We start from the raw sequence: 13,619 nt of genomic DNA, 5'->3' as shown, positions 1-13,619 counted from the left end.
TGCGGGTGCACAGGGGGGCGGTTCACAGGGGTGCCGTTCACAGGCGGGCCGATGCCTCTTCGAGGGCGTCGGCGATGATCTGGGCTATGCGGTCCAGGAGTTGGCGGTCGCTGACCAGCGGGGGCGCGATCTGGACGAGGGGTGCGTCGCGGTTGTAGACGCGGGCGAGGAGGCCGGCTTCCCGCAGGCGGCGCGGGATCAGGCCGGCGACGAGTTCGGTCCGGGCGCGGTCGCTGAAGCCCCCGCCGTCGAGGTCGCCGGAGAGTTCGCAGGCGTAGAAGAATCCGGTGCCGCGGACGTCGCCGACGATGGGCAGGGCGGTGAGGGCGTTCATCCGGGCCTGGAGGTGGTCCTGCTGGCCGCGGACGTGGTCCAGGATGCCGTCGCGTTCGATGATCTCCAGGCTGCGCAGGGCGATGGCGGCGCTCAGCGGGTGCCCGGCGAAGGTGTAGCCGTGGTTGAGGACGGCGCCGGGCCGGTTGATGACGTCCACGACGTGGTCGCTGACCAGGGTGGCGCCCATGGGGGCGTAGCCGGCGGTGATGCCCTTGGCGACGGTGATGATGTCGGGGCGGGCGCCATAGCGGTCGCCGCCGAACCACTCCCCCAGCCTGCCGAACGCGGTGATCACCTCGTCGGCGGCGAGCAGGAAGCCGTACCGGTCGGCCAGGGCGCGCAGTCCTTCCCAGTAGCCGGTGGGCGGGGTGATGCAGCCGCCGCGGTTCTGCACCGGTTCGGCGATGAGCATGGCGATGCTGTCCGGGCCCTCGGCGAGGATCTCCGCTTCCAGTTCGGCGAGGAGGTGCGCGCTGTACGTGGCGTCGTCGGCGTACTCGGCGGGCAGGCCGAAGCGGTTGGTGTTGGCGGTGAAGCGGGTGTCGATCGCGGCGGGCCCGTACGGCTCGCGCAGCCCGGGGTCGTCGGTGAGGGAGAGGGCGCCGACGGTCAGCCCGTGGTAGGCGCCGCGCCGGGCGATCGCCTTGACGCGCCCCGTGTCACCGCGCAGGGAGTGGTAGCGGCGGGCGATCTTCCAGGCGGTTTCGACGGCTTCGGCGCCGCCGCCGGAGAAGAAGGTGTGCTCGATGCCGGCCGGGGCGATCCGGGCGAGGCGTTCGGCGAGTTCGATGGCGGTGGGGTGCGCGGAGGCGGACCACAGGGGGCTGAAGCACAGTTCGCGGAGCTGCTTGTCGGCGGCTTCGGCGAACTCGGGGGCGTAGGAGTAGCCGAGTTGGCAGCAGTACAGGCCGGACAGGCCGTCGATGTAGCGTCTGCCGTCGGTGTCGTCCACGTAGGGGCCGTGGCCGCGCTGGATGACGAAGAGGTTCTCCCCTTCGGTGCCGAGGGAGCCGTTGGGTGTCATGTTGAGCAGCAGGTGGCGGGCCGCGGAGGCGGGCAGGCCGGTGGTCGGGGTGCGGGTGCTGGCGGTCATCGGGTCTCACTTCCGGCGGGCAGGCCCACGGCGGGCTCGGTGGGGAGCAGGCCGTCCTGCTTGCCGGAGCCGCTGAGTCTGCGCACCACTCCGACCAGGGCGAGCGCCACCACCGCCACCGCGATGAGGATGGCGCTGACTGCGGTCACGGACGGGTCGACGTTGTACTGGAGGACGTTGAAGACCTGGACGGGCAGGGTGACGGTGTCCACCGAGGACAGGAACTGGGAGATGAAGAACTCGTCGAAGCTGGTGATGAAGGAGAAGACACCGGCGGCGACGAGTCCGGGCATGGCCAGCGGCAGGGTGATCCGCCGCCACACGGTGAGCCTGCCGGCGCCCATGCTGGCGGCGGCGTCCTCCAGGCGTTCGTCCACGCCTTTCAGGGAGGCCATCAGGATCATCACGGCGATCGGGGAGGCGATGACGGTGTGGCCGAGGGCGATGGCGATGGGGCTGCCGAGCATCGACGCCGGTTCGAAGAGCAGGAACAGGCCGAGCGCGATGACGACTTGGGGGATCACCAGCGGCGCGAGGACCAGGCCGTACACCGCGGAGCGCAGCGGGAGTTCGCTGCGGACCAGGGCGGTGGCCGCGGTCATGCCGAGGAGGAGGGAGAAGACGGTGGTCATGGCGGCCACCGAGGCGCTGAGGGAGAGCGCGGCGGGCCATTTGCTGCCCTGGTCGAAGAGTTGCCGGTACCAGTTGAACGTCCAGGCGCTGGGCGGGAAGCTGCCGAAGGCGTCCTTGCCGAGGGAGGTGACGACGATGACGATGATCGGCATCGCCAGGAAGAGCAGGATGACGGTGGCGAGGACGGCGAGGGTGATGCGTCCGGCGAGGGTGGCGCGTAGCTCGATCATGAGGCGGTCCCCCGTTGCCGCAGGGTTTCGCGGGCCGACTTCAGCAGTCTGAGCAGCAGCAGTCCGGCGAAGGTGAACAGCAGCAGGATGATGCCGAGCGCGGAGGCGCCGTTCCACTGGTTCTGCTTCATGACCTGCTCGTCGATGAGCGAGGCGACCATGGTCTGCTTCTCGCCGCCCATCAGGGCGGGCGTCAGGTAGTAGCCGAGGCTGAGGATGAAGCAGAGCACTCCGGCGTTGACCAGGCCGGGGGCGACCAGCGGGACGTAGACCCGGCGGAAGATGGTGAGGCGTCCGGCGCCCATTCCGGCGGCGGCGGCCATCAGCCGCCGGTCGATGCCCTTCATCACGGCGTAGAGCAGCAGCACGGTGTACGGCAGCATGACGGCGGTGGTGCCGATGACGACGCCCAGTTCGTTGTAGAGGAGCTGGAAGGGCGCGCCGGGGAAGTGGGCGCCGGTGAGGATGTTGTTCACCACGCCGTTGTCGCCGAGCAGGATGATCCAGCCGTAGGTGCGCACCAGGGCGCTGATGAAGTGCGGCACGATCACGACCAGCATCGCCAGGCCCGCCCAGAGGGGTTTGAGCCGGGAGATGGCGGCGGCGAGGGTGAAGCCGACGACGAGGGCGAGCAGGGAGGTCTCGGCGGAGATCCGCAGGGTGGTGAGGAGGATCTCCAGGTGGGCGCCGCGGAACGCGTCCGCGTACCAGTGCAGGGTGAAGCCGCCGTCCTGGCCTTTGAGGCTCAGCATCAGGGTGCTGAAGATCGGATAGATGAAGAGGATCAGCAGGTAGACGACGACGGGGGTGGCGTTGAGCAGGCCGAAGCGGGTGCGGCGGTCGGACAGGGCGCGGGCGGCTCGTTTCCGGTGGGACACGGGGGCGGTGGAGCCCGGGGCGAGCACGGTCATGGTGGTGCTCACCCCCCTTGTCCGGTGTCGGGGAAGACGCTGACGTTGCCGGTGTCCGCGGTGAGGCCGACGGCTTCGCCGGGGACGGGGGCGCGGCCCGCGGGCAGTTCCAGCCGGACGGGTTCGCCGGCGGCGTCGCTGTCGGGGCGGACGGTGACGCGGACGAGGGTGCCGACGTAGGTGACGGTCTCCACGGTGCCGGTGCAGAATCCCTCGTCGGGCGGGCAGGGCACGAGCCGGCCGGGTTGTACGGCGGCGCGGACCCGGGTGCCTTCGGCGGCTTCGTGCGGGCGGGCTTTGACCACTCCGCCGGTGTCGAGGCGTACCAACGTGTGGGCGGGGGTGCGCTGTTCGACCTGGCCGGTGAGGAAGTTGGCGGCGCCGAGGAAGTCGGCGACGAACGGGGTGCGGGGGCGTTCGAAGAGTTCCCGCGGGGTGTCGAACTGGTCGATCCGCCCGTCCCGCATCACGGCGATGCGGTCGGACAGGACGAGGGCTTCCTCCTGGTCGTGGGTCACATAGATGACGGTGAGGCCGAGTTCCTGCTGGACCCGTTTGATCTCGGTCTGCAACTGGTCGCGGAGCTTCTTGTCGAGCGCGCCGAGTGGCTCGTCCATGAGGATCACGGGCGGCCGGTAGACCAGGGCGCGGCAGAGGGCGACGCGCTGCTGCTGGCCGCCGGAGAGTTCGCGCGGGCGGCGGCGGCCCATGGCGGACAGGCCGGCCATCTCCAGTGTGTCGCCGACCCGTTGGCGCTGCTCGGCCTTGGACAGGCCGCGCAGTTGCAGCGGGAAGGCGACGTTCTCCCACACCGTCATGTGCGGGAAGAGCAGGTACTGCTGGAAGACGAAGCCGAGGCCGCGTTTCTGCGGGGCGAGCCGGGTGACGTCCCGGCCGCCGACGACGATGCTGCCGGAGTCGGGTTCGCAGAATCCGGCGATCATCATCAGGGTGGTGGTCTTGCCGGAGCCGGAGGCGCCGAGGAAGGTGACGAACTCGCCGCCCGCGATCTCCATGGACACCTCGTCGACGGCGGTGACTCCGCCGTACGTCCTGCGAAGTGCCGTCACCGACAGGGGTTTTCCGGTGCGGTCGGCCTGGGCTGGGGCTGTTGGCGGTGGCAGGGTGCCGGCCTCACTCATGGGTCCACTCCTGCCAGCGCTTGGACACCGCGTCCTGGTTCTTGATCCACCACTCGACGTCCAGGTCGAAGCCGGACTTGAGGTGTTCGGGCGAACTGGCCAGGTTGGCGGTGGTCTTGGCGGAGAGCTTCTTGTAGGCGCCGGGCACCGAGGGGGCCATCGGGTACAGCTCGGCGTAGGCGGCCTGCACCTCCGGCCTGAGCGCGAAGTCGATGAGCTGGTACGCGGCGTCGAGGTTGCCGGCGCCCTTGGGGATGCCGAGGGCGTTGCTCTGCCGGCGGGCGCCGTTCCACTGGTAGGCGAGCGGGGCGCCGCCCTTGATCTGGGCGTCGAGACGGCCGTGCCAGACGCTGGTGGCGACGACCTCCTTGCGGCCGAGGAGGACGCCGGGCAGGGCTCCGGTGTCCCAGAACTTGCGGATGCGGGGCTTGATCTCGCTGAGGGCCTTGAAGGCGCGGTCCACGTCGAGGGGGTAGAGCTTGTCCGGCGCCACGCCGTCGGCGAGCAGGGCGAACTCCAGCTCCGGCAGGTCGGCGTCGAGGGCCTGGAGGGCGCGGTTGCCGGGGAAGGCCTTGGTGTTCCAGAAGTCGGCCCAGGAGGAAGGTTTCCTCCCACCGAAGGCGTCCGTGCGGTACGCCATGACGCTGGCCCAGTAGTTCTTGCCGACGGCGTTGGAGGTGACCAGGTTCTCCGCGATGCGGGCGTTCTTGAAGTTCTTCAGCCGGTCGTAGTCGAGGTCCTGGGCGGCGCCGTCCTTCTTGAAGAGGACGAAGTCGGCCATCGAGTCGTCGATCACGTCGAACTGGGGGCGGCCCTGCTTGATCTGGGCCAGCATCTGCGCGTACTGGATGTTCACCACCTTGACCTGGATTCCGGTCTCCTTGGTGAAGGGTTCGTAGAGCGCCTTCTGGTTGGCGTCGCCGTAGGCGCCGCCGCTGTCGCGGACCACGAGGGTCTTGGAGCTCTTGCCGCCGCTGCCGCCGGAGCGGCTGGTGCCGGTGCCGCAGGCACCGAGCGTCGTGGCGGCGGCGATGCCTGCGGCGACGCCGCCGACTCCGCGCAGAAACCCTCGGCGGTCTGTCCGGTTGTCTCTCACCGGGTTCCTCCTGGTGGTGCGGTACGTGATGACGGGCTGGGCTGGGTGCGGGCGGGGGGTGCTGGGGGTGGGGGTCAGTGGTCGCCGGTGTCCATGGGGGCGGCGATGGCGGCGAGTTCGGCACCGGGGGCGACGGTCAGGCCGTGCATTCCGTAGAAGATCCGGCCGGTGGCGGGGGCGAGCACCTTGTGTTCGCGGCTGTCCGCGGGGTCGATGACCCGGCCGAGTACCTGGCCCTGGGCCACCTCGTCCCCCGCGGTGAACTCGGGGTACCAGAGGCCGCCCGCCCCGGCGGTGACCGCGGCGGCCCAGACCCATTCCCGGGCCGGTGCCGCGCTCCCGGTGTGGGTGCGGAGGGCGCCGAGGCGGGCCAGTACGCCGTACAGGCCGTCGACGAGGCGGCGGGCGGTGTCCGGGTCGCGTTCGCCGAGTTGACCGGTCTCGACCAGGATGGCGGGGATGCCGCGGCGGGCGGCGGCCGCGTGGCTGTTGCCGCCCTCGGCGTCGAGGCCCAGGATGACGTCTCCGACACCGGCGGCCGCGGCCATCTCCGCGGTGGTGGCGTCGAGTTGGGCGTCGCCGGTGCGGCGGTAGCCGACGAAGTCGGTGAGGACCTCGTCGATGCCGCCGGAGTGCAGGTCGAGGTAGGCGTCCGCGCCGTCGAGCAGTTCGGTGAACAGCCAGTGCGCCAGCCGTTCGGTGGGGCCGCCGTCCGGGGTGCCGGGGAAGACGCGGTTGATGTTGACCCCGTCGAGCGGGGAGGTGCCGAGGCGTCCCTGGTACACGGCGGGCGGGTTGGCGACGGGGCAGAGCAGGATCTGGCCGTGCACCTCGCCGGGTTCCAGCAGGGCCGCGAGCCGGGTGGCCGCGTCGATGCCGGTGAACTCGCCGCCGTGCACTCCCGCGGTGATGACGACGCGGGGGCCGGGGTGGGCGCCGTGGATCAGGGTGAGCGGGATGTCCACGGTGGTGGTGCCGAGGTCGGCGGGGACGGTGCCGCGGGCTTTGGTGCCCGGTTCGGCGCTCAGGGCGCCGACGAAGAGAGCGCTGCTCATACCGGTCAGGCCTCCGCTCGGTCGAGGGTGGAGAGGAAGTCGATGGGCTGCGGCGAGGTGCCGTCGAGCGCGAGGTCGGCCGCGATGTCCCCGAAGGCGGGCGCGAGTTTGAAGCCGTGGCCGGAGAACCCGGCGAGCAGCACCACGTTCTCGGCGCCGGGCAGCGGGCCGACCAGCGGGCGGCTGCTCTCGGTGTAGCCCTCCATATAGACGGAGAGCCGCGTCGGGTCGGGGTTGAGGTCCGGCATATGGCGGCCGATCAGTTCGGTGAAGATGTCGAGTTCCTCGGGCTCCACGGTCCGGTCCAGCTTGTTGGGGTCGCCCGCGGGCCGGTGTAGGGCGCGGGAGAGGCCGAGCTTGACGGAGACGCCGTCCGGGGAGGGCAGTCCGTAGAGGTGGGTGGGGGCGGTGCGGATGAACGCCGGGCGCTGCTCCCCGAACCAGGCGTCGGAGGTGGGCACATACCAGGCGTTGATCAGCCGGCGGATGTCCACCTCCCACGGCAGGTCGGGCAGCAGGTCGTTGACCCAGGGGCCGACGGTGACCACGGCCGTGTCGAAGTGCTCGCTGCCGGAGTCGGTGCGGACCTCCACCCCGCCGCGGACGGGGACGATCTCGCGGACGGTGGTGTAGCGGTGGATGCGGGCGCCCAGTTCCTCGGCGCGGCGGGCGGCGGTCTGGATGGTCAACTCGGGCCGGATGAAGCCGGCATGGCGGTCCAGTACGGCCGCGTCGCCGTCCTCGACGCGGAACTGCGGGAAGCGTTCGGCGAGCGCGCCGGTGTCGAGCACCTCGTGGTCCAGGCCGTGTTCGTCGATGGACCGGAGCACGGTGGCCATCTGGTGGTGTGCGACGGGGCCCATCAGCAGGCAGCCGGTGAGGCGGCGCAGTTCGCGGCCGGTGTCCCGCTGGAGCTGTCGCCACAGGGTGTCGGCGTGCTGGAGCAGCGGGACGTAGCGGGAGTCCTCGAAGTGGGCGCTGCGGAAGATCCGGGTCTCACCGCCGGCGGCGCTGCGGTCGTGGCCGGGGGCGTACCGGTCGTAGCCGACCACGTCGGCTCCGCGGGCCGCGAGCCGCCAGGCGGCCTGGCTGCCCATGGTTCCGACGCCGACGACGGCTACGCGCTTGCTGGGTGACACGAGGGGTTCCTTTCGTCTCCCGAGGCGGGGATGCTGGGCGCCCGGTGTGCGGATGGGGAAATTCCGGATACCGGAGGGCTGGCGGACACCGGCTGGGATTCTCCGGAGCGAGGCTGCGGAGTCCTTGCGGTGCAGGGTCGCTTTCCGGCCCCGCGTCAAGCCCCGTGCCACATTGTGGAACGCTGTGCTAGAATCTGGCACGAGAATGGCAGCGGGTCGGGAGGGGAGTCAAGGGGTGAACCCGAGGAGATCCGGAAGTCAACGGGGGGAAACGAGATGGAGATGAAGAGCGTGACCAGGTCCTTGCGGATCCTGGAGGCGGTCGCGCAGCACCAGCCGGTGACGGTGGGGGAACTGACCAAGATGTTCGGTCTGCCCAAGTCGACCGTGCAGCGCACCCTGGTCACCCTGAACGAGGCGGGCTGGCTGCGGGCGAACCGCAAGGACACCACCCGCTGGGAGATCGGCGCGCGGGTACTCGCCGTACGGCCCGCGGCACTTCAGGGGTCCAGCCTGTTCGCCGCCGCCCGGGAGCCCATGATCCGGCTCCGGGACACCCTGAACGAGACCATCCACCTGTCGGTCCCGGACGCCCTCCAGTCCATGGTGGTCGTGGACCGCGTCGACTGCACCCACGCGGTACGGACGTTCCACGCCATCGGCGACACCTCCCCGCTGCACGCCACCGCCACCGGCCGCGCGATCCTGGCGCACCTGCCGAAGGCGGACATCGACGAGCTGGTCGAGCACGGCCTGGAGCGGTTCGGTGACTCCACCCCGACCGACGACGGGCAGTTGCGCGCCGACCTGGCCCGGGTGCGCGCCGACGGCTACTCCGTCAACCGCAAGCAGTACCGGCCCGATGTGTGCGCCGTGGCCGCGCCGATCCTGGACGAGGACGGCACACCGCTGGCGACGGTCGCCGCCTCCATGCCCGAGTCCCGCTACGACGAGCAGCGGGTGCCGGAGCTGGGCCGCCTGATCGCGGACGCCGCGAAGGAGATAGCGGCCCGCCGCAACGGCGCCTGACGGCAACGGTCGTCCGGGCAACGGCGGTCCGGGCGGCGCGGTGCCGGGCGGCAGTCAGGATGCGTTCAGGTATCCGGTGGCACGGTCTTGCCCCATGACCTACGAAACGTCCGAGAAATCCGCGGCGCCCGGGACCGACCGTCCCGTGGCGGCCGCCCGGCACCGGCGGTACTGGAACAAGGTCCCCGAGGTCACCGTCTACTTCTGGATCATCAAGGTGCTGTGCACCACGGTCGGCGAGACCGCGGCCGACCTGCTCAACGAGAAGGCCGGACTCGGCCTGACCGGGGTGTCCGTGCTGATGAGCGTGCTGCTCGCCGGTGTGCTCGTGGTGCAGTTCCGCACCCGCGGCTACCGGGCCGGCGTGTACTGGCTCGCCGTGGCCCTGATCAGCGTCGTCGGCACACTGATCAGCGACAACCTCACGGACAACATGGGCGTGCCGCTGGAGACCAGCACCGCGGTGTTCGCCGTCGCGCTCGCCGTGGTGTTCGCGGTGTGGTTCCGCCGGGAGCGGACGCTGTCCATCCACAGCATCGACACCCCCGGCCGGGAGTCCTTCTACTGGCTGGCGGTGCTGTTCACCTTCGCGCTGGGCACCGCCGCGGGCGACCTGGTCTCCGAGCGGATGAACCTGGGCTACTGGGTCGCCGCCGTGCTGTTCGGGCTGGCCATCGCCGCGGTCGCGGTGGCGCACTTCGCGCTGGGGCTCGACGCGGTGTGGAGTTTCTGGATCGCCTACATCCTCACCCGGCCGCTCGGCGCCTCCATCGGCGACTACCTCTCGCAGCCGACCGGGGACGGCGGGGTGGGACTGGGCACGGTGGCGACCAGCGCACTGTTCCTCGCCGTCATCCTCGGCCTCGTCGGCTATCTGGCGGTGACCCGCAGGGACGTCACCACTCCACGACCCGACCTCCAGACCTGACCCCAACTCCCCTGCCCCGCACCCGCGTTCAGGATGCGTTCAGGCTCCCGCTGCCAGAGTCCGTGACCGCGGTCGCCGATGGCGGCCCATGTCCAGGGCGCTCGCCCCACCCGCGCATTCCGGGGCGAGCGCCCTGCCCTACGAGCGGATGGATCGGAGAATTCCTGGTGGAGAAAGCGGAAGTCCTGACCGATACCGATACCGGCAGCGGCACCGACACCGGCACGGCGAACACATCCCGTGCGCCCGGTGACGCGAGCAAGGCGAATGCGGCGAAATCCGCGGCGAAATCCGCGATGAAGAAACTGCCCGAGGTGACGCTGGCGTTCTGGGTCATGAAGATCGCCGCGACGACGCTCGGCGAGACGGCGGGCGATCTCTTCTCGCAGACCCTGAAACTGGGCTATTTCCTCACCACCGTCGCCCTGTTCCTGCTGTTCGTGGTGACGCTGGTGGTCCAACTGAAGTCCCGCCGCTACAACCCGTTCTTCTACTGGACGGTGATCCTCTCCACCAGCATGGCCGGCACCACCATGTCCGACTTCATGAACCGCGACGCCAGCGCCAAGTACCTTTCAGGGGGCGCCACTTCGCTCGGCTGGGGTCCGCAGGGGCTCGGTCTCGGCTATCCGGCCGGGGCGGCGATCCTCATCTCGATCCTCGCCGTGATCTTCCTGGCCTGGAAGGCCAGCGGAATGACCTTCCAGATCCGCGACATCACCACCTTCAAGGGCGAGGCGCTTTTCTGGTCGGCGATTCTCGTCTCGAACACCCTGGGCACCTCCATGGGCGATTTCCTCTCCGACAGTTCCGGCCTCGGATACGCCGGCGGCGCACTGCTGGTGACGGGTGTGATCGCGGTACTGGTGGCCCTCATGAAAGCGCCCGCGGTGCCGAATGTGCTGCTGTTCTGGGCGGCTTTCGTACTGACCCGACCGCTGGGTGCCACCGCGGGTGACTTCCTCACCAAACCGGTGGCGAAGGGCGGCCTGGACCTCGGTACCGCGGGCTCCTCCGCCGTACTGCTCGCCGTGCTGTTCGGGATGATGGCCTACGCGCAACTGCGGGAACGCAGGCCTGCCGCGGTCACCCCGTAGGCAGGCTGACGGTGAACCGGGCCCCGGGGGTGTGCCCGGGGTCATGGGCCACCTCCCCGCCGACGGAGCGGGCCAGGCGCCGCGCGAGCGACAGCCCGAGGCCCGCCCCGTCGTGCCCGTCACCGCGATCGGCACGCCGCCCCGGCTGGAACAACTCCCCCACGAACGCCTCCGGCACCCCGGGCCCGTCGTCGTCCACATCGAGGTGCACCGCCCCGGGCGTCCGCCGTGCGCGGACGGTGACCCGGGAACGCGCGTAGCGGGTGGCGTTGGCCAGCAGCGGGCTGAGGATGCGTTCCAGCAGGGCGGGGGCAACTCCCGCCTCCAGTACCTGAGTTGGCGTGAGCCGTTCGGTCGCCACCCCCTCCGGTGGGATGAGGCTCCGCAGCAGGCGGTCCACGGCGGCCACCACATCGGTGGTTCCGGGGGCGGTCGCCGGTGCGCGGGCGTTCTCGCGTGCGTCGTCCAGGACGGTGTCGCAGATGGTGCGCATGGACCGGGTGGCCTCGCCGATGGTGTCCAGGGTGGCCCGGGTCTCGGCGCCGGTCCGGCGGCGGGAGTGCCACCAGTCGAGTTCCATCACGATCCGGCTGAGCGGGGTGCGCAGTTCGTGGGACAGCTCGCCGGTCAACTGCTGCTCATGGCGGAGCACGGTACGCACCCGGTCCAGCAGTTCGTCCAACGAGGCGCCGAGACGGGCGAGTTCAGCAGGGTGCCGCTCGGTTCCGAAGCGCTCCTCGGAGGCCACGGCGCTCCACTGGGTGGCCTGGTCGGTCATCGTCCGCACCGGTCGCAGCGCCCGCCCCACGGACAGCCGCGTCAGCACATAGGTGCACCCCAGCATCACCGCGTCCAGCACCAGCGAGCCGAGGAGCAGGGTGTCCGCCGAGTTGCGGTACGGGGTGAGGTCGAGCGCGGTGACGACGGTGGCGGTCGGCGGCCGGTGGCCGTGTCCGCCCAGGGGATGTGCGCAGAGCCGGATGGTGCGGACGGTGGCGCAGGCACTCCGGCCCGCCGCCGCCAGCCGGTCGGTGGCCGGGGTGAGCGGGCTGTCGGCGGAGGTCGAGGGCGGCTGTTCCAGCAGGCGCGTTCCGCCGTAGATCCAGACGTTGGCGTCGAGCAGCCGGTCGTTGGCGGTCTCCAGGACCCGTACCCGGGGGCCGCTGGTGTCGACGGTGGTGGCCACGGCCGCGGCCCGGTTGTGCAGTTCCCGGTCGGCCTGCCGCTGGAGGTGTTCGTCCATCACCGCGTTGAACACCACGGTCAGCACCGTCATCAGCAGGGTGGCGGTGGCCAGCGCCACCAGCGAGAGCCGGCCGCGCAGGGTACGGGGGGCGAAGCGGCGCACGACCCGGCTGGTACTGATGGCTCGCCCGTTCATGACAGGCGGTGTCCGATGCCGCGTGCCGTGTCGATCGTCAGGCCGCTGCCCGCCGCCCGGAGCTTGCGCCGCAACCGGCTCAGATACTGGTCCAGCGTGTTGTCACTGACCTGCGCCCCCTCCGGCCACCCGGTACGGACCAGATCGCGGCGGCCCACCAGTCCCCCGTCGGCGGCGGCGAGCCGACCCAGCAGCCGGAACTCCGTAGGGGACAGCGGGACTTGGACGCCGTCCACGGTGAGGTGGTGGCCGACCGCGTCCAGCACCAGGTCACCCGTGGCGGCCGGGGCGCGGGGGCCGGCGCGGTGGAGCGCGGCGCGCAACCGGGCGGCGAGTTCGGCGAGATGGAACGGCTTGGGCAGGTAGTCGTCCCCTCCGGCGGAGAATCCGGAGAGCCGGTCGGTGAGCCGGTGGCGGGCGGTGAGGAAGACGACCGGCGCGAGGAACCCGTTGGCCCGCAGCGCCTGGCACACATCCCGGCCGTCCGCGTCGGGCAGCCCGACGTCCAGCACCAGCGCGGCGATGTCCTCGGTGGCCAGCCGCAGCGCCGTGGCCCCGTCGGCGGCGAGCACCGGCTCGAAGTCGTGGTCCCGCAGCCCGCGGCGCAGCACATCCCGCAGCGCGTGATCGTCCTCCACGACAAGGATCCTGGGACGCATGACTCTCCAACGGCCGTAACGGGCAAGGCAGAACGGGACGAATGGGGCAAGCCGGGCAGAGGCGGGTGCGGGGTCACCGGGGCGGGGTCACCGCCACCCCTGCCCCCATCTCCACACCTGCCACCAGGCCGCGACCATGATCAGGGCGAGCACCACGACCAGGATGAACAGCGCGAACAGCGCCCACCCGTACGCCGACCAGGCCGTCACCGCGGCACCTCGTCGGCCCTGCCCCTGCCCCTGCCCCCGCGGCCCCGGTACAGCTCGGCGGCGAGCGGCAGCAGGGACAGCACCACGATCAGCGCGACCAGCGGCAGCAGATACCGGTCCACGTTCGGGATCGAGGAGCCCAGCGCGTACCCCGCCAGGATCAGACCGGCGCTCCATACCAGGCCCCCGGCCACCTGCCACACGGCGAACGTCCGGGCCGGCACGCCCAGCGCCCCGGCCAGCGGGTTGAGCACGGTCCGCACCACCGGCACGAAGCGCGCCAGGACGATCGCCTTGGCATGGCCGTAGCGGGCGAGCAGCTCCTCGGCTCTCCGGGCGCCGTCGTGCAGACGCCGCGAGCGGCTGCGGGCCAGCAGGGCGCCCCCGGCCCGGCGCCCGATGAGATAGCCGCACTGCGCCCCGGCCAGCGCCCCGAACACGGCCGCGACCAGCAGCGGCCCCAGCGACAGCCGGACACCGTGCTGCCCGCCGCCCGTGCACAGCAGCCCCGCCGTGAACAGCAGCGAGTCCCCCGGCAGGAAGAAGCCGATCAGCAGGCCGGTCTCGGCGAACAGCACCGCACCGACCCCGAGCACACCGAACGCGACCAGCAGGGACTGGGCATCGAGCGGATTCACCGCAAGCTGCGACGCCAGAACCACAGGCACGGTCATCGACAG

At 71.0% G+C, this 13,619-nt stretch carries 14 protein-coding genes; 3 read left to right on the top strand and 11 right to left on the bottom strand.

Annotation, left to right across the window (positions count from 1 at the left end):
* Positions 1-37: 37 nt before the first annotated feature.
* The 7 genes from ACFVST_RS18095 to solA all read right to left on the bottom strand — a co-directional run bounded on the left by ACFVST_RS18095 (position 38) and on the right by solA (position 7,635).
* The gene (locus ACFVST_RS18095) at positions 38-1,429 is read right to left on the bottom strand and encodes an aminotransferase class III-fold pyridoxal phosphate-dependent enzyme (RefSeq protein ID WP_390152439.1); all 1,392 of its coding nucleotides are present in this window, start codon (positions 1,427-1,429) and stop codon (positions 38-40) included.
* Positions 1,426-2,292, bottom strand: a complete 867-nt coding sequence (locus ACFVST_RS18090; RefSeq protein WP_390152436.1) for an ABC transporter permease — start codon at positions 2,290-2,292, stop codon at positions 1,426-1,428. Before ACFVST_RS18090 ends, ACFVST_RS18095 begins: the two co-directional genes overlap by 4 nt.
* A complete protein-coding gene (locus tag ACFVST_RS18085; protein ID WP_390152434.1) occupies positions 2,289-3,215 on the bottom strand; it encodes an ABC transporter permease in 927 nt (308 codons plus the stop codon). The genes ACFVST_RS18090 and ACFVST_RS18085 overlap by 4 nt, the downstream gene beginning before the upstream one ends.
* Positions 3,212-4,345, bottom strand: coding sequence for an ABC transporter ATP-binding protein (locus ACFVST_RS18080; protein WP_390152432.1), 1,134 nt, complete (start codon positions 4,343-4,345; stop codon positions 3,212-3,214). Before ACFVST_RS18080 ends, ACFVST_RS18085 begins: the two co-directional genes overlap by 4 nt.
* A complete protein-coding gene (locus tag ACFVST_RS18075) occupies positions 4,338-5,441 on the bottom strand; it encodes an ABC transporter substrate-binding protein (protein WP_390152429.1) in 1,104 nt (367 codons plus the stop codon). The genes ACFVST_RS18080 and ACFVST_RS18075 overlap by 8 nt, the downstream gene beginning before the upstream one ends.
* 74 nt (positions 5,442-5,515) lie before the next feature.
* Positions 5,516-6,496 (bottom strand): succinylglutamate desuccinylase/aspartoacylase family protein, encoded by a 981-nt coding sequence (locus ACFVST_RS18070; RefSeq protein WP_390152426.1) that lies wholly within the window; start codon positions 6,494-6,496, stop codon positions 5,516-5,518.
* 5 nt (positions 6,497-6,501) lie between these two features.
* The gene (gene solA, locus ACFVST_RS18065) at positions 6,502-7,635 is read right to left on the bottom strand and encodes an N-methyl-L-tryptophan oxidase (RefSeq protein ID WP_390152423.1); all 1,134 of its coding nucleotides are present in this window, start codon (positions 7,633-7,635) and stop codon (positions 6,502-6,504) included.
* 282 nt (positions 7,636-7,917) lie between these two features.
* On the opposite strand from solA, the gene ACFVST_RS18060 reads away from it, so the two are divergent.
* The 3 genes from ACFVST_RS18060 to ACFVST_RS18050 all read left to right on the top strand — a co-directional run bounded on the left by ACFVST_RS18060 (position 7,918) and on the right by ACFVST_RS18050 (position 10,689).
* Positions 7,918-8,664, top strand: a complete 747-nt coding sequence (locus ACFVST_RS18060) for an IclR family transcriptional regulator (protein ID WP_390152500.1) — start codon at positions 7,918-7,920, stop codon at positions 8,662-8,664.
* Between the two features lie 94 nt (positions 8,665-8,758).
* The gene (locus ACFVST_RS18055) at positions 8,759-9,592 is read left to right on the top strand and encodes a hypothetical protein (RefSeq protein ID WP_390152420.1); all 834 of its coding nucleotides are present in this window, start codon (positions 8,759-8,761) and stop codon (positions 9,590-9,592) included.
* A gap of 62 nt (positions 9,593-9,654) precedes the next feature.
* Positions 9,655-10,689: a hypothetical protein gene (locus tag ACFVST_RS18050; RefSeq protein ID WP_390152418.1), complete on the top strand. Its 1,035-nt coding sequence runs from the start codon at positions 9,655-9,657 to the stop codon at positions 10,687-10,689.
* Here ACFVST_RS18050 and ACFVST_RS18045 read toward each other — a convergent pair.
* From ACFVST_RS18045 to ACFVST_RS18030, 4 genes are all read right to left on the bottom strand, one after another.
* Positions 10,679-12,070 (bottom strand): sensor histidine kinase, encoded by a 1,392-nt coding sequence (locus tag ACFVST_RS18045; protein WP_390152417.1) that lies wholly within the window; start codon positions 12,068-12,070, stop codon positions 10,679-10,681. The two genes, ACFVST_RS18050 and ACFVST_RS18045, sit on opposite strands and share 11 nt — an antisense overlap.
* Complete coding sequence (locus tag ACFVST_RS18040; RefSeq protein WP_390152414.1) at positions 12,067-12,729, bottom strand: response regulator transcription factor; 663 nt, start codon at positions 12,727-12,729, stop codon at positions 12,067-12,069. The genes ACFVST_RS18045 and ACFVST_RS18040 overlap by 4 nt, the downstream gene beginning before the upstream one ends.
* 87 nt (positions 12,730-12,816) lie before the next feature.
* Complete coding sequence (locus ACFVST_RS18035; protein ID WP_390152412.1) at positions 12,817-12,939, bottom strand: hypothetical protein; 123 nt, start codon at positions 12,937-12,939, stop codon at positions 12,817-12,819.
* Positions 12,936-13,613 carry a DedA family protein gene (locus tag ACFVST_RS18030; RefSeq protein WP_390152409.1) on the bottom strand — a complete coding sequence of 226 codons (678 nt, stop codon included), beginning with the start codon at positions 13,611-13,613 and terminating at the stop codon, positions 12,936-12,938. The genes ACFVST_RS18035 and ACFVST_RS18030 overlap by 4 nt, the downstream gene beginning before the upstream one ends.
* Positions 13,614-13,619: the final 6 nt, after the last annotated feature.

Origin of the sequence: Streptomyces sp. NPDC058045 (genome assembly GCF_042885635.1) — a bacterium.
Taxonomy (GTDB): Bacteria; Actinomycetota; Actinomycetes; order Streptomycetales; family Streptomycetaceae; genus Streptomyces.
The sequence above is the reverse complement of the archived record's forward strand: the minus strand, read 5'-3'. Positions and strand labels throughout refer to the sequence as shown.

Coding starts and splice junctions, on each gene's coding strand:
- ACFVST_RS18095 (WP_390152439.1), bottom strand. CDS start 1,429: ATGACCGCCAGCACCCGCACCCCGACCACCGGCCTGCCCGCCTCCGCG.
- ACFVST_RS18090 (WP_390152436.1), bottom strand. CDS start 2,292: ATGATCGAGCTACGCGCCACCCTCGCCGGACGCATCACCCTCGCCGTC.
- ACFVST_RS18080 (WP_390152432.1), bottom strand. CDS start 4,345: ATGAGTGAGGCCGGCACCCTGCCACCGCCAACAGCCCCAGCCCAGGCC.
- ACFVST_RS18070 (WP_390152426.1), bottom strand. CDS start 6,496: ATGAGCAGCGCTCTCTTCGTCGGCGCCCTGAGCGCCGAACCGGGCACC.
- ACFVST_RS18060 (WP_390152500.1), top strand. CDS start 7,918: ATGAAGAGCGTGACCAGGTCCTTGCGGATCCTGGAGGCGGTCGCGCAG.
- ACFVST_RS18055 (WP_390152420.1), top strand. CDS start 8,759: ATGACCTACGAAACGTCCGAGAAATCCGCGGCGCCCGGGACCGACCGT.
- ACFVST_RS18045 (WP_390152417.1), bottom strand. CDS start 12,070: ATGAACGGGCGAGCCATCAGTACCAGCCGGGTCGTGCGCCGCTTCGCC.
- ACFVST_RS18040 (WP_390152414.1), bottom strand. CDS start 12,729: ATGCGTCCCAGGATCCTTGTCGTGGAGGACGATCACGCGCTGCGGGAT.
- ACFVST_RS18030 (WP_390152409.1), bottom strand. CDS start 13,613: ATGACCGTGCCTGTGGTTCTGGCGTCGCAGCTTGCGGTGAATCCGCTC.